16 protein-coding genes and 1 other annotated feature are annotated in these 17,524 nt (G+C 53.6%); of the genes, 8 read left to right on the plus strand and 8 right to left on the minus strand.

The annotated features are described in order from the left end of the window. The first annotated feature begins 44 nt into the window (after positions 1-44). Positions 45-1,505 carry a PLP-dependent aminotransferase family protein gene (locus LCD46_05120; protein UOY71714.1) on the plus strand — a complete coding sequence of 487 codons (1,461 nt, stop codon included), beginning with the start codon at positions 45-47 and terminating at the stop codon, positions 1,503-1,505. Here LCD46_05120 and LCD46_05125 read toward each other — a convergent pair. The 6 genes from LCD46_05125 to acrA all read right to left on the minus strand — a co-directional run bounded on the left by LCD46_05125 (position 1,477) and on the right by acrA (position 8,320). Further along, complete coding sequence (locus LCD46_05125) at positions 1,477-1,944, minus strand: YlaC family protein (protein ID UOY71715.1); 468 nt, start codon at positions 1,942-1,944, stop codon at positions 1,477-1,479. The two genes, LCD46_05120 and LCD46_05125, sit on opposite strands and share 29 nt — an antisense overlap. 117 nt (positions 1,945-2,061) lie before the next feature. Further along, complete coding sequence (maa, locus tag LCD46_05130) at positions 2,062-2,613, minus strand: maltose O-acetyltransferase (GenBank protein UOY71716.1); 552 nt, start codon at positions 2,611-2,613, stop codon at positions 2,062-2,064. 210 nt (positions 2,614-2,823) lie between these two features. Further along, positions 2,824-3,042 (minus strand): hemolysin expression modulator Hha, encoded by a 219-nt coding sequence (gene hha, locus LCD46_05135; GenBank protein ID UOY71717.1) that lies wholly within the window; start codon positions 3,040-3,042, stop codon positions 2,824-2,826. A 27-nt stretch (positions 3,043-3,069) separates the two neighbouring features. Continuing rightward, positions 3,070-3,444 (minus strand): Hha toxicity modulator TomB, encoded by a 375-nt coding sequence (gene tomB, locus LCD46_05140; GenBank protein ID UOY71718.1) that lies wholly within the window; start codon positions 3,442-3,444, stop codon positions 3,070-3,072. 513 nt (positions 3,445-3,957) lie between these two features. Beyond that, positions 3,958-7,104: a multidrug efflux RND transporter permease subunit AcrB gene (acrB, locus tag LCD46_05145; protein UOY71719.1), complete on the minus strand. Its 3,147-nt coding sequence runs from the start codon at positions 7,102-7,104 to the stop codon at positions 3,958-3,960. 22 nt (positions 7,105-7,126) lie between these two features. Continuing rightward, positions 7,127-8,320 (minus strand): multidrug efflux RND transporter periplasmic adaptor subunit AcrA, encoded by a 1,194-nt coding sequence (acrA, locus tag LCD46_05150; protein UOY71720.1) that lies wholly within the window; start codon positions 8,318-8,320, stop codon positions 7,127-7,129. A gap of 141 nt (positions 8,321-8,461) precedes the next feature. Here acrA and acrR point away from each other — a divergent pair, with 141 nt between their 5' ends. Both acrR and mscK read left to right on the plus strand, forming a co-directional pair. Then, the gene (gene acrR / locus LCD46_05155) at positions 8,462-9,115 is read left to right on the plus strand and encodes a multidrug efflux transporter transcriptional repressor AcrR (GenBank protein UOY71721.1); all 654 of its coding nucleotides are present in this window, start codon (positions 8,462-8,464) and stop codon (positions 9,113-9,115) included. A 113-nt stretch (positions 9,116-9,228) separates the two neighbouring features. Next, positions 9,229-12,576, plus strand: coding sequence for a mechanosensitive channel MscK (mscK, locus tag LCD46_05160; GenBank protein UOY71722.1), 3,348 nt, complete (start codon positions 9,229-9,231; stop codon positions 12,574-12,576). A 29-nt stretch (positions 12,577-12,605) separates the two neighbouring features. Here mscK and rsmS read toward each other — a convergent pair whose 3' ends face one another. Both rsmS and priC read right to left on the minus strand, forming a co-directional pair. Next, entirely contained in the window at positions 12,606-12,764 is a 159-nt protein-coding gene (gene rsmS / locus LCD46_05165) for a pleiotropic regulatory protein RsmS (protein UOY71723.1), read from the minus strand. Between the two features lie 14 nt (positions 12,765-12,778). Beyond that, positions 12,779-13,306: a primosomal replication protein N'' gene (gene priC / locus LCD46_05170; GenBank protein UOY71724.1), complete on the minus strand. Its 528-nt coding sequence runs from the start codon at positions 13,304-13,306 to the stop codon at positions 12,779-12,781. Between the two features lie 50 nt (positions 13,307-13,356). Here priC and LCD46_05175 point away from each other — a divergent pair, with 50 nt between their 5' ends. The 5 genes from LCD46_05175 to recR all read left to right on the plus strand — a co-directional run bounded on the left by LCD46_05175 (position 13,357) and on the right by recR (position 17,447). Beyond that, the gene (locus tag LCD46_05175) at positions 13,357-13,734 is read left to right on the plus strand and encodes a DUF454 family protein (GenBank protein ID UOY71725.1); all 378 of its coding nucleotides are present in this window, start codon (positions 13,357-13,359) and stop codon (positions 13,732-13,734) included. 152 nt (positions 13,735-13,886) lie between these two features. Continuing rightward, entirely contained in the window at positions 13,887-14,438 is a 552-nt protein-coding gene (gene apt / locus LCD46_05180; GenBank protein ID UOY71726.1) for an adenine phosphoribosyltransferase, read from the plus strand. Positions 14,439-14,526: 88 nt separating this feature from the next. Further along, complete coding sequence (gene dnaX, locus LCD46_05185; protein UOY71727.1) at positions 14,527-16,455, plus strand: DNA polymerase III subunit gamma/tau; 1,929 nt, start codon at positions 14,527-14,529, stop codon at positions 16,453-16,455. After that, positions 15,785-15,849, plus strand: a sequence feature (DnaX frameshifting element). It overlaps the preceding gene by 65 nt. Before the next feature lie 54 nt (positions 16,456-16,509). After that, on the plus strand, positions 16,510-16,842 hold the full coding sequence (locus tag LCD46_05190; GenBank protein ID UOY71728.1) for a YbaB/EbfC family nucleoid-associated protein: 333 nt from the start codon (positions 16,510-16,512) through the stop codon (positions 16,840-16,842). Continuing rightward, complete coding sequence (recR, locus tag LCD46_05195) at positions 16,842-17,447, plus strand: recombination mediator RecR (GenBank protein UOY71729.1); 606 nt, start codon at positions 16,842-16,844, stop codon at positions 17,445-17,447. Before LCD46_05190 ends, recR begins: the two co-directional genes overlap by 1 nt. The last annotated feature ends 77 nt before the right edge of the window (positions 17,448-17,524 follow it).

Here is a 17,524-nt window from a genome sequence, read left to right on the forward strand (position 1 = left end):
AAGAACCACTCGGCTATGTTTTGGTGGTACCAGGCGGAGGTGAGATGAATATACCCGGTGATGAATTTTATACGTTGCTCAATGCTGCTCTGAAAGCGCGTGGTGAGGAGACGCTTCAACGTACGCTCTATCTAACATTGCGGGAGGCCATACTGTGCGGCAGGTTACAGTCTGGCTGCCAGCTTGCGGGTTCGCGGACGCTGGCTCGTCAACTTTCTCTTTCGCGGAACACCGTGAATGCAGCGCTGGATCAGCTCACGCTCGAAGGATATTTACTGCGTAACCGACAGGGAACGCGTGTGGCACAGTTAGCTCACCGTTCTGTCGCCCGGGCATTGCCGGATTCTGCCATCACGCTCGCAAAGCGGGTCTCCTTGTTACCTGCGCCAGTGGCCCGGGATACACCGGTTATGGCATTCACCCCCGGGACGCCTGCCATCAACTATTTTCCTCTACCGCTGTGGCGAAGATTGTTCGATCGCGTGTTGCGGGAGGAGGGGAGTAGCCTGTTGGGATATGGTTCACCTGCCGGGGAACCGTCGCTGCGGGCGGCCATTGCCCGTCATCTTGCCCTGTCTCGCGGAATTGACTGTGACGCCAGCCAGATTGTAATAACGGAAGGCGCGCTTGAAGGCGTCAATCTTTGCACGATGCTGTTGAGCGAGCAGGGAGATGTCGCGTGGGTGGAAAATCCCGGATATAGCGGGGCAAAAAGTGCTTTTGTAAAAAACGGTCTGAAGATGACGGCAATACCTGTTGATGACGAGGGAATGTGCTGGGAAGGGCTGGATGTTCCTTCCCCCTCGCTTATTTTCACCTCGCCTTCACATCAATTCCCTTACGGAAGCGTACTCAGTGCGCGGCGGCGTCTGGCATTGCTGGAACTTGCCCGGCAACATAACGCCTGGATTATTGAGGACGATTACGACAGTGAGTTCCGTTACACCGGTGAGCCCGTGCCGGCAATGTTGGGAATGGTAGCGAATGCCCCCGTCGTCTATCTGGGGACATTCAGCAAAACGCTGTTTCCGTCGCTCAGAATGGGGTTCATGGTGTTACCCCCGGCGCTGGCAAATGCGGCTCATCCGGCTATTGGTGCACTGTTACGCGGTGGACACCGTGCTGAACAGCGTACTCTGGCGCTGTTTATTGAAGAAGGCCATTATGCCCGTCATCTTGCCGCCATGCGTCGGCTCTATCGTAAACGTTACCGCCAGTTACGGGAGGTGCTGAGCGGGGAGCTTCATACTCCGCATCGCATTCTTGCTGGCGAGGGCGGAATGCACCTGACGCTGGCGATAGAAGGGATTGATGACCAGAAGCTGGTGGAGCAGGCGAGGGCGTTTCAGCTGGCCCCCGCTGCATTGAGCGGATATTACCTGGAGAAAAAGCAGGGGCAAACCGGTCTGGTATTAGGTTACGGCAATACCTCTGCTTCTCAGTTTGTGCCGGGGATCCGACGCCTGCAGGCCTTAATTACGCAGCAACAGGGCGAGAAAGGGTAAAGACATCGTAGAAAGAAAGCTGACCTTTGGTAGAGATCATTTTCTGTAGCTTCTCTTTTTGCACGTTTTCGACAGCCGGAGAGTGCATGATGCTGTCGATTAGCTCTGTTGGTACGTAACGGGTGTTGTACCATTCGCCGTTGTAGCAGACCCGAAAATCGAGTACGTCGATATCTTCGTAGCGGTAGCGGGGATTCACGTCGAAAAAGAAAAAGGCGTTAAATACAACAAACAGCACAACGAGTAGCCAGACGGAGTCCACCAGCGTTTCGGATTTCAGCATCACAATAAGCGTCGCCAGCCAGGCGGCATACATTGCAACAAACAGTCCAGGATGTTTGCGGATAAAGCTAATGCTAAAGCGCGGGCGATTGTCGCGCTTTTCGCGGAGGTTAAGTTCGTCGATGGTGGCAGTGAGCAGGCGCTGTATCTCGGTCATTTTTTGCCTTCATGAGAGTTGACAATACAGGGGATCTGTCAATTTTAGGGGAGCCATTTGGTTGAAAAAAGTAACAGTATGGCGCTAAAAGACCATAACAGTTGACTCCCCGCAGCCTTACAGTTTTTTGATGATTTTTGCCGGGTTACCGCCAACGACGACATTGGTCGGGACGTCTTTCGTCACGACAGCGCCGGAGGCCACCACTACATTATCGCCAATGGTTACGCCGGGATTAATGACCGCACGTCCACCAATCCAGACGTTGTTACCGATTCTCACGGGTTTGCCAAACTCCACGCCGCTATTACGTTCTTCGGCGTCCAGTGGATGGGTTGCCGTATAAATATGAACTCCCGGCGCGAGCATGCAGTTATCACCAATGTGAATTGGGCACACATCGAGCATCACGCAGTCGAAGTTAGCGTAAAAGTCTTTACCCAGATAAATGTTATATCCGTAGTCGCATCGGAAGCTCGGTTCAATATAAGCCCCTTCGCTTTTTCCCAGAAGTTCCGCCAGAATGTTCTGGCGTTCTGTTTTTTCATCAGGTGCGGTGTGGTTATAACGATGAACCAGATGGCGGGCCCGCAGGCGGTCAGTCCGTAATGTCTCATCACCAGGGCGATAAGGTTCACCTGCAATCATCTTCTGTTTTTCAATGCTCATCCTGGAAACCTCTGTGAACGTATTTACCGCAGGGTAATATTAACCGCTCGACATGGGAACGTTCCCTAATAACCGATGTGACTATTGTCACAACATTGTTGTTGATGCGCATGTTTTACATGGAGACCTGGCTTTTGCACAGGGAGCATAGCTGGATAGGTGAATACAGTTCAGAACGTGGCGTAGAACTCTACAGGCACACTTCAAAGATTAACGAACAAATTTCCATACAGAAGTAGGAATTTTGTCATACAACTTATTCATCGTCAGCTCAGCAAGACGATGGTCTGCAGCTGAATAAAATACCGCCAGTTCATTATCAGAAAGCTCGTATTTATTCTTTTCAATGACACGTTCGAGCGTGTCAATTGACTGACAGCGTCGTAAGCGCATCAAATAATCGATCTTTGTGAGTGGTTTATCAGACATAAATTCACCTTAGTAATTGTAATAATTTTAACAGGAAAGACTAACCGGGTTAGCTCTGCTCACGTTGACGAAACAGCGGAATAGCCGGTTTCCCGATTTACGCCATTTTTGCAAATCCTGGGCGTTAATGCCGTAACTGCTGAACAACATAAAGGTGTCATCCAGGTATTCATCAATTTGCTCAATGAGCTTATTATCTTCATTGTACTTAATTTTATAATTAAGTGCGAAGGTTGCGATATGCTCTATAAGCTCATTCAACTGTAAATTGATGGCAGACGTTGGGTCGTTCACCCAGCCATGGTTGCTTTCATCAAGATTGGCAAGGCAGTCATGGTACAAGGATTCGCAGAGAAATTTCAACTGCGCGATATCATGCCTTTTTGGCGAGTACTCGTCCATAGCGCATCCCCTTCTGAGTGATTTCTTACTCACCGAACATCATTGTCGGGATGGATACAACATACTTAGCCACATGGGTGCTGTGTTCCTGATATCTCTAACTATAAGCCACTCCATTCAAGATTTCACCGCGCTATTACGAAAAATTACAAATAAAACCGCAGACTGCGAGCGTTTACGCAAATGTTTGTCCGGAAGTGAACATTTTGATCTAAATTAACAAAGAATTTTTTTTCGCTTCCTTACGTTTCATTGGTTTAGCTTAAACGATGGGAAGACGTCCTGGTCCGGAGTTCTGTTTGTCCGAACTTGTTGTTAGGAATATTCCTAATAGCTTAAGCGTGGAAATGAAATTAAAAAAATCCCGAATTCACCGATTAAGCGATCAGTTAATTATGATATGCCTAATAAACATGGCAGGAAATAAATGGAAAAACAATAAGCGTATTTTATGATTTTTTCAGGAAATGAAAAAGGCCGCTAATGCGGCCTTTTTATCATGTGAAACCGGTATCAGTGATGCTCTACTGAATGACTGTGTTCAACATCTTCATTCTTGCGGCTGAAGCGGCGGCGAACCACCACGAAGAACACCGGTACGAAGAAGATGGCCAGAACGGTCGCGGTGACCATACCACCCATTACACCTGTACCTACTGCGTTCTGTGCACCGGAGCCAGCACCAGAGCTGATAACCAGTGGCATAACGCCGAGGATAAACGCCAGAGACGTCATCAGGATTGGACGCAGACGCATACGTACCGCCTCCAGCGTCGCCTCAATCAGGCCTTTACCTTCTTTCTCCATCAGATCTTTGGCGAATTCCACGATAAGTATCGCGTTCTTCGCCGACAAGCCAATGGTTGTCAGCAGGCCTACCTGGAAGTACACGTCGTTGGTCAGGCCACGGAAGGTTGCGGCAAGCAGTGCACCGATAACCCCCAGCGGAACCACCAGCATGACGGAGAACGGAATCGACCAGCTCTCGTACAGTGCTGCCAGACACAGGAAGACCACAATCAGTGAAATGGCGTACAGGGCAGGGGCCTGGTTACCGGACAGACGTTCCTGATAGGACATACCGGTCCAGTCGTAGCCAATTCCCGACGGCAGCTTGCTCGCCAGTTGCTCCATCATCGCCATCGCTTCACCGGTGCTTCGACCCGGAGCAGCCTGACCCAGAATTTCCATGGAAGGCAGACCGTTATAGCGCTCCAGACGCGGCGAACCGTATTCCCAGCGTGACGTAGAGAACGCGGAGAAAGGTACCATCTGACCGTTACTGCCGCGGACGAACCAGTTATTGATATCGTTCGGCAACATACGGTATTGGGCTTCTGACATCACGTACACTTTCTTCACACGACCACGGTCGATGAAGTCGTTGACGTAGCTACCGCCCCAGGCTGCGCCCAGAGTGGTATTGATGTCACTGATGGAAACGCCCAGGGCCTGAGCTTTCTCCTGATCAATGTCGATTTTGAATTGCGGCGTATCTTCCAGGCCGTTAGGGCGCACGCCCACCAGCAGGTCAGGGTGTTTTGCCACTTCGCCAAACAGCTGGTTACGTGCCTGCGTTAGTTTCTCGTGACCCAGACCACCCTGGTCAATCAGCTGGAAGTCGAAACCGGTCGCCGTACCCAGTTCAACAATCGCAGGCAGGTTGAAGGCAAAGACCATCGCATCTTTGATCTTCGAGAACGTGCCCATGGCACGGCCAGTAATCGCCTCGACCTTGTTTTCCTTACCTGGACGTTCAGACCAGTCTTTCAGAGAAACGAAGGCAATACCTGTGTTCTGACCACGACCCGCAAAACCAAAGCCGTTAACCGCAAATACGGATTCAACGTTGTCCTTCTCTTTGGTGAGGTAGTAGTCGGTCATCTCATCCAGTACTTTCTGAGTACGTTCTTGTGTCGCACCCGCCGGAAGCTGAGCCATACTCAGGAACACGCCCTGATCTTCGTCTGGCAGGAACGAGCTTGGCAGACGAACGAACAGATAGGCCATGCCCACCACGATGATGATATAGAGCAGCAGGTAACGACCGGTACTGCGCAGGATGTTGCCCACGCTGTCGGTGTAGTGGTGCGTACTCTTATCAAACATGCGGTTAAACCAGCCGAAGAACCCTTTATGCTCGCCGTGACCACCTTTCTGAATTGGCTTCAGCATGGTGGCACACAGAGCAGGTGTCAGGATCAACGCAACCAGTACCGACAGCGCCATTGCAGAAACAATGGTAATCGAGAACTGACGATAAATCGCACCGGTAGACCCCCCGAAGAACGCCATCGGGATAAATACCGCCGACAGAACCATCGCGATACCGACCAACGCGCCCTGGATCTGGCCCATTGATTTACGGGTGGCTTCCTTCGGCGGCAGACCTTCCTCCGCCATTACACGCTCAACGTTCTCTACTACCACGATGGCGTCATCCACCAGCAGGCCGATGGCGAGCACCATCCCGAACATCGTCAGGGTGTTTATCGAATAACCGAATATCGACAGGATGGCAAAGGTACCGAGCAATACAACCGGAACGGCGATGGTTGGAATCAACGTCGCGCGGAAGTTTTGCAGGAACAGATACATTACCAGGAATACCAGGATGATCGCTTCTACCAGGGTTTTAACCACTTCGTGAATCGAGATTTTAACGAACGGCGTGGTGTCATACGGGTAGACGATCTTCAGGCCTGACGGGAAGTACGGTTCCATCTTCTTCAGTTCTGCGCGGATCGCTGTAGCGGTGTCCAGGGCGTTAGCGCCTGTCGCCAGCTTAATACCCAGACCGGAAGCCGGTTTGCCGTTGTACTTCGCGATGATGTCGTAGTTCTCACCACCCAGTTCCACTTTTGCCACGTCGCGCAGGCGAACCTGTGAACCGTCCTGATTCACTTTCAGCAGGATCTTACTGAACTCAGCGGCAGAGGTCAGACGCGTTTGCGCGATGATCGAGGCGTTAAGCTGCTGGCCTTTCACCGGTGGCGTACCACCTAACTGACCGGCAGCAACCTGGGCGTTCTGGGCTTTGATGGCGCTGATGACGTCAACCGGCGTCAGCTGGAAGTTGTTCAGTTTGTTCGGGTCCATCCAGATACGCATTGCATACTGGGAACCGAACAGCTGAACGTCACCCACACCAGAAGTACGGCTAATGGCGTCCTTCATGTTGGCGCCCACGTAGTCGGAAATATCCTCCTGCGTCATGGTGCCGTTGGTGTTGATAACGCCGACAACCATCAGGAAGCTACTGGACGATTTCTCGACGCTCACGCCCTGCTGTTGTACTTCCTGCGGCAGCAGTGGCATCGCCAGCTGCAGTTTGTTCTGCACCTGAACCTGCGCGATGTCAGCATCAGTACCTGACTGGAAGGTCAGGGTGATCTGTACCGTACCGGTGGAGTCACTGTTTGAGGACATGTACATCAGGTTATCAATACCGTTCATGTTCTGTTCGATGACCTGAGTAACGGTATCCTGCACCGTTTTCGCATCAGCCCCTGGGTAGGTTGCGGAAATTGTCACCGCCGGTGGCGCAATGGTCGGATATTGCGCGACAGGCAGCTTCAGGATCGCAAGTCCCCCAGCCAGCATGATGATTATGGCGATCACCCACGCAAATATGGGGCGATCGATAAAGAAATTAGGCATGTCTTAACGGCTCCTGTTTAAGTTAAGACTTGGTTTGTTCTGACTGGCCAGCGGCCGAAGCTTGTTGTTTATCGTCAGATTTCACTTCCTGTGCTTTGACCTGCGCGCCAGGACGAACTTTTTGCAAACCAGTAATAATCACGCGATCGCCATCTTTCAGACCTTCCGTCACCAGCCATTTATCGCCAATCGCCTGTGTAGCAGTGATATTACGTGTTTCGACTTTGTCATCAGCCCCGACAACCAGTGCGCTCGCATCGCCGCGAGGTGTACGGGTTACACCCTGCTGTGGAACCAGAATGGCGGTTGGGTTGGTCCCTTCTTCCAGACGTGCGCGAACAAACATACCTGGCAGCAGATTCTTGTCAGGGTTCGGGAAAATCGCACGTAAGGTGATGGAGCCGGTGGTCTGGTCGACCGTCACGTCAGAGAATTCCAGCGTACCTTCCTGCGGGAACTTGATACCGTCGTTCGTCACCAGTTCCACTTTGGCTTTGCCGTTTTCCTGCTTCAGGGTGCCGTTAGCCAGCTCCTGTTTCAGACGCAGGAAATCGTTGCTCGACTGGGTCACGTCGACGTAGATTGGATCAAGCTGCTGCACAGTCGCCAGCGCAGTGGCCTGACCGTTCTGCACCAGTGCCCCTTCCGTCACGGAAGATTTGCCAATACGACCGCTAATCGGAGAGGTCACTTTGGTATAGGCCAGGTTAATGCGGGCGGTTTCGACAGCTGCTTTCGCTGCCACTACGGCCGCGTTAGCCTGCTGGGCATCTGCCAGGGCGGTATCGTAATCCTGTTGGCTGATGTACTTGGTACCGAGCAGTTTTTGGTAGCGGTTCAGCGTCAACTGGGCGATTTTGGCTGCGGCTTGTGCTTTCGCCAGGTCGCCTTTGGCGCTTTCATAAGATGCCTGATAGGTTGCCGGATCAATCTGATACAGAGACTCACCCGCTTTAACATCCCCGCCTTCGGTAAAGTTACGTTTCAGGATAATGCCACTCACCTGAGGACGAACTTCCGCAATGCGATATGCATTTGTACGGCCGGGTAATTCTGTAGTGATTTGAAGAGGTTCGGATTTGAGCGTCACAACGCCAACTTCTGGCATCTGCTGAGCTCCTTGTTGAGCCTGTTTATTGTCACATCCTGTAAGCGCTAAGCTGCCTGAGAGCATCAGAACGACCGCCAGAGGCGTTAACCCTCTGTTTTTGTTCATATGTAAACCTCTAGTGTCCGATTTCAAATTGATCAATGGTCCTGAGTCCAAAAACCCATTGCTGCGTTTATATTATCGTCATGCTATGGTACATACATTCACAAATGTATGTAAATCTGACTCCTGTAAATTCACCCACCTATGGCACGAAAAACTAAACAACAAGCGCTGGAAACCCGACAACACATTCTGGATGTGGCAATGCGTTTGTTCTCTCAGCAGGGTGTTTCATCGACCTCGCTGGCACAGATTGCTCAGGCCGCAGGTGTCACGCGGGGAGCGATTTACTGGCATTTTAAAGACAAGTCAGATCTGTTCAGTGAAATCTGGGAGCTTTCAGAGTCCAGCATTAGCGATCTAGAGAGTGAGTATCGGGCAAAATTCCCTGACGATCCACTCTCAGTATTAAGAGAAATATTAGTATATATCCTTGAAGCGACAGTCGTTGAGGAACGTCGCAGGTTAATGATGGAAATTATTTTCCATAAATGCGAGTTCGTGGGTGAGATGGCGGTGGTGCAGCAGGCGCAGCGCAGTCTCAGCCTGGAGAGCTATGACCGCATCGAACAGAACCTGAGCGTGTGTATGCAGGCAAAGCTGTTACCGGCCAATCTGATGACCCGACGGGCGGCTATTCTGATGCGCAGCTACATTTCAGGCCTGATGGAAAACTGGCTTTTTGCGCCGGAATCCTTTGACCTCAGAGAGGAAGCTCGCAGTTATGTGGCGATTTTACTGGAAATGCTACAGCTCTGCCCCACGCTGCGCAGCGACACGCCTTCGTTAACGGCCTGACCCCTTTCCAGGATTTATCTCAGAGGATAACGTTCGCGCTATTCTGCTTCAGGCGAGCGTGATATTCTTCACGCCGGACTATTTTCGGTCATCTTCTGACATCATTCACGACTATGCTGCCCATCAATCGCTCGCAACATCCTGTTTTTGCATTGCTCCTTGCGATGCTGTTTTTCTTCGCCACGGCACCGCTTTCCTGGGCCCGTGCCGACAACAGCAATGATATTCCCTCGCGCGCTGATGTTCAGTCGCAACTCGACACCCTGAACAAACAGAAAGATCTCTCTCCTCAGGAGAAGCTTATCCAGCAGGATCTGACGGAAACGCTGGAAACGTACGATAAAATTGAGCGTGTCAAAGCTGAAACCGCGCAACTGCGTCAGAAGGTGGCTCAGGCTCCTGACAACATGCGCAAGGCAACGGATGCGCTGAATGCCCTGAGTGACGTCGATAACGACGATGAAACACGTAAAACACTCGCGACCCTTTCTTTACGTCAGCTGGAGTCGCGTGTCTCGCAATCACTTGACGATCTGCAAACCGCACAGTCCGATCTCGCAACGTATAATAGCCAACTTGTCTCACTGCAGACTCAGCCCGAGCGCGTGCAAAACGCAATGTACGCCGCGTCCCAACAGCTGCAGCAGATCCGTAACCGCCTGAATGGCACGACGGTGGGTGAGGGCACTTTACGCCCGACGCAGCAAACCCTGCTGCTGGTTCAGCAAACATTACTCAACGCGCAAATCGAACAGCAGCGTAAGAGCCTGGAAGGGAATACGGTGCTGCAGGACACGCTTCAGAAACAGCGTGATTACGTCACCGCGAATATTAATCGCCTGGAACACCAGCTGCAGCTGTTGCAGGAGGCGGTTAACAGTAAACGCCTGACGCTGACAGAAAAAACCGCCCAGGAGGCAGTATCACCTGACGAAACCGCTCGTATTCAGGCGAACCCACTGGTGAAACAGGAACTCGAGGCTAACCATCAGCTCAGCCAGCGTCTGATACAGGCGACGGAAAGCGGTAACTCGCTGGTTCAGCAAAATATCAAAGTAAAAAACTGGCTGGACCGCGCGCTGCAGGCTGAACGCAACATTAAAGAGCAGATTGCGGTTCTGAAAGGCAGCCTCCTCCTGTCGCGTATTCTCTACCAACAGCAGCAGACGCTCCCGTCTGCCGATGAACTGGAGGATATGACCAACCGCATCGCGGATTTGCGTCTGGAGCAGTTTGATGTCAACCAGCAGCGAGATGCCCTTTTCCAGAGCGATACCTTTGTCGCCAAAATTGAAGAAGGCCATTCCAGTGACGTGAACCCGGAGGTGCACGATGCGCTACTTCAGGTAGTGGATATGCGTCGCGAACTGCTGGACCAGCTCAACAAACAGCTGGGCAACCAGTTGATGATGGCCATTAACCTGCAGATCAACCAGCAGCAGTTGGTGAGCGTCTCGAAAAGTCTGCAGGAAATTTTGACGCAGCAGATTTTCTGGGTAAACAGCAACAAGCCAATGGACTGGGACTGGATTAAATCCTTCCCTGAGACGCTGAAAACGCAGATCAAGAGCATGAAAATTACCGTGAACTGGGAGAAAGCCTGGCCTGCGGTGATGATTGCCTTCCTGGCGGGATTACCGCTGCTGCTGATTGCCGGTCTGATCCGCTGGCGTCTGGGCTGGCTGAAGAAGTATCAGGCGAAACTGGCATCCGAAGTGGGACAACTGCGAAACGATAGCCAGCTTCATACGCCGAAAGCGATTCTGATCGATCTCATCCGCGCCCTGCCGGTGTGCCTGATTATCCTGGCGGTAGGTCTGATTCTGCTCACGATGCAGCTTAACGTCAGCGATCTGCTGTGGGCATTCAGTAAGAAACTGGCGCTGTTCTGGCTGGTGTTTGGTCTGTGCTGGAAGGTACTGGAAAAAGACGGCGTGGCAGTGCGCCATTTCAACATGCCTGCGCAGCTGACCAGCCACTGGCGTCGTCAGATTGTGCGTATCAGCCTGGCTCTTCTGCCGCTGCACTTCTGGTCGGTTGTCTCTGAACTTTCCCCGCTGCATCTGATGGATGATGTACTGGGGCAGTTGGTTATTTTGTTGAACCTGCTCCTGATTGCCATTCTGATGTGGCCGATGTGCCGCGATAGCTGGCGTGATAAAGAGTCCCACAATATTCGTCTGGCTACCGTGACGGTACTGGCAATCATTCCGCTGGCGCTGATGGTGCTCACGGCAACGGGCTACTTCTACACCACGCTGCGTCTGTCTGGTCGCTGGATTGAAACGGTTTATCTGGTGATCATCTGGAACCTGCTCTATCAGACCGTTCTGCGAGGTTTGAGTGTTGCGGCCCGTCGTATCGCCTATCGCCGTGCCATTGCGCGTCGTCAACATCAGGTAAAAGAGGGCGCGGAAGGGGCGGAGCCACAGGAAGAGCCGACCATCGCCCTGGAGCAGGTCAACCAGCAGACGCTGCGTATCACCATGCTGGTGATGGTCGCTCTGTTTGCGGTGATGTTCTGGGCTATCTGGTCTGATTTAATTACCGTCTTCGCCTATCTGGACAGTATCACCCTCTGGCAATACAACGGTACCGAAGCCGGTGCTGCGGTCATGAAGAGCGTCACCATGGGCAGCCTGCTCTTTGCGCTGGTTTCATCGATGGTGGCCTGGGCGCTGATTCGCAACCTGCCGGGCCTGCTGGAAGTACTGGTACTGTCGCGCCTGAACCTGCGTCAGGGGGCGTCCTATGCCATTACTACCATCCTCAACTACGTCATTATTATTGTCGGGGCGATGACGGTCTTTGGCTCGCTGGGTGTCTCGTGGGATAAACTCCAGTGGCTGGCTGCCGCGCTCTCGGTAGGTCTTGGTTTTGGCCTGCAGGAGATATTCGGTAACTTTGTATCCGGCCTGATCATCCTGTTCGAACGTCCAGTTCGTATCGGCGATACCGTCACCATCGGCACGTTCTCCGGTACGGTCAGCAAGATCCGTATTCGAGCCACCACCATTACCGACTTTGATCGCAAAGAGGTGATCATCCCGAACAAAGCGTTCGTGACCGAGCGCCTGATCAACTGGTCGCTTTCAGACACCGTGACGCGCGTAGTTATCCGCCTGGGCGTGGCCTACGGTTCGGATCTGGATAAGGTAAAAGAGGTACTGCTGCAGGCGGCGTCTGAACATCCGAAAGTGATGCACGATCCTGCGCCATCGGTCTTCTTCACCACCTTTGGGCCGAGCACGCTGGATCACGAGCTGCGTTTATACGTACGTGAACTGCGTGACCGCAGTTATACCGTGGATGAGCTGAACCGCTCTATCGATCGCCTGTGTCGTGAGAACGATATTAATATCGCCTTCAACCAGCTTGAAGTTCACCTGCGTAACGAGAAAGGTGACGAGCATACGGAAGTGAAGCGCGACATTAAGGGTGATGATCCTACTCCTGCCTAATCTATTTTCCCTCTCCCAGTGAGAGAGAGTTAGGGTGAGGGCTGTATTGCCCTCACCTTACCTTCAAAGTCTCGCCGTACAATCTCCAGCGCCTTAAGCACCGTCTCTGGGGGGATTTCATGATTCTCCAGTAACATAATCAAATCAACGGCCAGCTTGACCTCATCGGGTGCATTTTCCAGTGACATTTGTGTGGCTCCTGTTAACGGGTCAAACGTGCAATCACGCGTTCAATCTCATCCAGCGCCTGACGGCAGCGGACAAGGCGTCCTTCCAGCGCGCTAATCTCACGCATCAATAATTGCTGCTCTTCCAGCGTTTCACTGTTGCTCAGGCGCGCTTCCCGCTCGCGCTTCATCTCGAACAACCGGCGTTCAAACTCCTGGTTCTCCAGCCGCTTACGCTGCCATTTGCCGAGCCCCGGAGATGCACCGTCCCAGGCGCGCAGCGTCCAGGTGGCAATTTCCCGGCGCAGGGCGGTGATTTGCCCGGTGAGATGCTCTGCAAGCCAGGCCACCTGCTGTGTTTGCTTGTGCTCAACCGCGTGGCGAAGCTCATCAAGATGGGCCTGGGCTTCAGCAATATAATCCTGAATGAGCGTGCTTCGGGTGCGAAAAAGTTGCCGGTCAAAGCGCGGCTTCAGCGTGGCGTGCCCCATCAGAGGGGTAGCCTCTGCTCGCAGGGTGGTCAGCTGTTTTTGCAGCGTCTCCAGAAGCAAGGCTGTTTTCAAGGCGCTCTCCAGTGGTAAAGTAGCCGTTCAGTTTGATAACGATTCGCATTATGCAGCGTACTATTTTAATCATCATTGGCTGGCTGGCGGTAGTGCTTGGCACATTAGGTGTGGTTTTACCCTTGCTGCCGACCACGCCGTTTATCCTGCTGGCGGCCTGGTGCTTCGCCCGATCATCGCCGCGTTTTCACCACTGGCTGCTGTATCGCTCATGGTTTGGCGGTTATCTGCGCCACTGGCAAAAACACCGGGCCATGCCGCCCGGTGCTAAACCGCGCGCGATCGCGGTGATCCTCATTACCTTCGCTATTTCATTATGGCTGGTGAAAATGATGTGGGTACGGATCCTGTTGCTGGCGATCCTGACATGCCTGCTCATCTTTATGTGGCGAATCCCGGTGGTTGATGAAAAGCAACAAAAGCACTGACGCCTTATAATGTCTGTTGCAATTATCTCGCACAGCCAGTAAATTCGACCGTTTTCGAGCACAGGTGCGCCTGGTTAAAGGTTAAACAATTGTTATCTTTAATCGACTCGTTGCGCGCTGTGAGTAACACTGTTTCATTTAGGCACAAACCGATGACCGCAACTGCACAGCAGCTTGAATATCTGAAAAACAGCATCAAAAGTATCCAGGACTATCCAAAACCTGGCATTCTTTTCCGTGATGTCACCAGCTTGCTGGAAGACCCGAAAGCGTACGCGCTCAGCATTGAACTGCTGGTTGAGCGTTATAAAAACGCCGGGATCACCAAAGTAGTAGGTACCGAAGCCCGTGGCTTCCTGTTTGGCGCACCGGTTGCGCTGGCGTTGGGTGTGGGTTTTGTTCCGGTACGTAAACCGCGCAAACTGCCACGTGAAACCATCGCTGAAAGCTACGAGCTGGAATACGGCACCGATCAGCTGGAGATCCACGTTGATGCGATCGTCCCTGGCGACAAAGTGCTGGTGGTTGACGATCTGCTGGCAACCGGCGGCACCATCGAAGCGACCGTGAAGCTGATCCGTCGTCTGGGTGGTGAAGTGACCGATGCGGCATTCATCATCAACCTGTTCGATCTGGGCGGTGAACAGCGCCTGGAAAAACAGGGTATTACCAGCTACAGCCTGGTGCCATTCCCGGGTCACTGATCCCGATTTTCACAACCTCGCTCAATGGGTGAGGTTGTGATAGCATTCCCCTCCATAAATTCACCTTCCAGCGTTGCAGAGCCTGCCCATGAGTTATCAGGTGTTAGCCCGTAAGTGGCGACCACAAACCTTTGCTGACGTTGTCGGTCAGGAACATGTGCTGACGGCCCTGGCGAACGGCTTGTCGCTAGGTCGCATCCATCACGCCTATCTTTTCTCCGGCACCCGCGGCGTCGGCAAGACCTCTATTGCCCGTTTGCTGGCAAAAGGTCTGAACTGCGAAACCGGGATCACCGCCACGCCGTGTGGCGTATGCGATAACTGCCGGGAGATTGAGCAGGGGCGTTTTGTCGATCTGATCGAGATCGACGCTGCTTCACGCACGAAAGTTGAAGATACCCGCGATCTGCTCGACAACGTGCAGTATGCCCCGGCGCGTGGGCGCTTCAAGGTCTACCTGATCGATGAAGTGCATATGCTGTCGCGTCACAGCTTCAACGCCCTGCTGAAAACGCTGGAAGAACCGCCCGCGCATGTGAAATTCCTGCTGGCGACCACCGATCCGCAAAAGCTGCCGGTCACCATTTTGTCGCGCTGCCTGCAGTTCCATCTGAAGGCGCTGGACGTTGAACAGATCCGTGCTCAGCTTGAACATATTCTCGACGAAGAGAAAATTGTCCACGAACCGCGTGCTCTGCAGCTGTTGGCTCGTGCAGCGGACGGCAGCCTGCGTGATGCGTTAAGTCTTACCGATCAGGCGATAGCCAGCGGTGACGGCAAGCTCTCGACCGAGGCGGTCAGCACCATGCTCGGCACGCTGGATGACGATCAGGCGCTCTCCCTTATCGAAGCGATGATTGCCGCCAACGGCGAGCGTGTTATGTCGCAGGTCGATGCGGCCGCTGCCCGGGGTATCGAATGCGAAGGGCTGCTGGTCGAGATGCTCAGCCTGCTGCACCGCGTGGCGATGCTGCAGCTTTCTCCGTCTGCCATTGGTGCGGATATGGCGGCTATCGAACAGCGGATGCGTGAACTTGCCCGCACCGTGCCGCCTGCTGATGTTCAACTTTACTACCAGACGCTGCTGATTGGCCGCAAAGAGTTACCGTTCGCGCCGGATCCGCGTATGGGCGTTGAAATGACGCTGTTGCGCGCGCTGGCGTTCCACCCGCGTATGCCGTTGCCGGAACCGGACGTACCGCGACAATCCTTTGCTCCGGTCGCACCGACGGCGGTGATGTCACCGCAGCAGGTACCACCGCAGCCGACACCGCCGCCGCAGCAAAATGTGCCGCTGTCGGACGCCACCAGTTCGGTGCTTGCCGCGCGCAGCCAGTTGCAGCGTGCGCAGGGAGCAACCAAACCAAAAAAGAGTGAACCGGCAGCGCCTGCAAGAGCGCGGCCGGTTAACAACGCCGCGCTTGAACGACTGGCCTCGGTAACGGAGCGCGTACAGTCGCGTCCTGCACCCTCCGCGCTCGAGCAGAAAGCCCCGGTGAAAGAAGAGGCTTACCGCTGGAAGGCGACCACTATCATCGAAGAGGTGAAGGAAGAAGTCGCCACCCCGAAAGCGCTGAAAAAGGCGCTGGAGCATGAGAAAACGCCGGAGCTTTCTGCGAAGCTCGCCGAAGAGTCAATTGCGCGTGATGCCTGGGCCGCCGAGGTCAGTAAGCTTCAGTTGCCCAAGCTGGTGGAGCAGGTCGCGCTGAATGCCTGGAAAGAGCAGGACGGCAATCAGGTGCGGTTACACCTGCGTCCTGGTCAACGACACCTGAATTCGCCAGGCGCGCAAAAGGCGCTGGCCGAGGCGCTCACCGCATTACAGGGGGCGCCGGTTGAATTGACTATCATTGAAGATGATAATCCGGCAGTGAAAACGCCGCTGGAGTGGCGTCAGGCCATTTATGAAGAGAAGCTCGCGCAGGCGCGCGAGGCAATTATCGCGGATAACAACATTCAGACCCTGCGCCGGTTCTTCGACGCCGATCTGGATGAAGAGAGTATTCGCCCCATTTGATCGTGAGTCTGACTTACGGTTGTAATCCTTAAACGTGAAAAAAGAGAGAAGCCTATGTTTGGTGGAAAAGGCGGTCTGGGTGGCCTGATGAAGCAGGCTCAGCAGATGCAGGAAAAAATGCAGAAGATGCAGGAAGAGATCGCTCAGCTGGAAGTCACGGGTGAATCCGGTGCCGGTCTGGTCAAAGTGACCATCAACGGTGCGCACAACTGCCGCCGCGTTGAGATCGACCCAAGCCTGCTCGAAGACGACAAAGAGATGCTGGAAGATCTGGTTGCAGCCGCGTTTAACGATGCCGCTCGCCGTATCGACGAAACTCAGAAAGAGAAAATGGCCTCTGTTTCCAGCGGCATGCAACTGCCACCTGGCTTCAAGATGCCATTCTGATGCAAACCAGTCCGCTGCTCACGCAGTTAATGGAAGCACTGCGCTGCCTGCCGGGCGTTGGCCCGAAGTCGGCGCAGCGCATGGCGTTTACGCTATTGCAGCGCGACCGCAGCGGCGGGATGCGCCTGGCGCAGGCTCTGACCCGCGCCATGTCAGAAATTGGTCACTGTGCGGATTGCCGTACCTTTACCGAGCAGGACGTGTGTAACATCTGTTCGAACCCGCGTCGCCAGGAAAACGGTCAGATTTGCGTGGTGGAGAGTCCGGCGGACATCTACGCCATTGAGCAGACCGGGCAGTTTTCCGGCCGCTATTTCGTGCTGATGGGGCATCTCTCCCCGCTGGACGGTATTGGCCCGGACGATATCGGTCTTGACCGCCTTGAACAGCGTCTTGAGTCCGAAACGATCAACGAAGTGATCCTCGCCACCAATCCTACGGTGGAAGGGGAGGCAACGGCCAACTACATCGCCGAGCTTTGCTCGCAGTACGGCGTTGACGCCAGCCGTATCGCCCACGGCGTGCCGGTGGGCGGCGAGCTGGAGATGGTCGATGGCACCACGCTGTCGCACTCTCTTGCGGGACGCCACAAGATTATTTTCTGACCAAACGGAGGCTGCGTCCGTGGCCTCCGCTTGAAATTTCCCCCCCTTATCCCCATCTATCCCTCAACGTTTTAAAA

It is taken from the genome of Enterobacter ludwigii (genome assembly GCA_023023105.1).
Lineage (GTDB): Bacteria > Pseudomonadota > Gammaproteobacteria > Enterobacterales > Enterobacteriaceae > Enterobacter > Enterobacter adelaidei.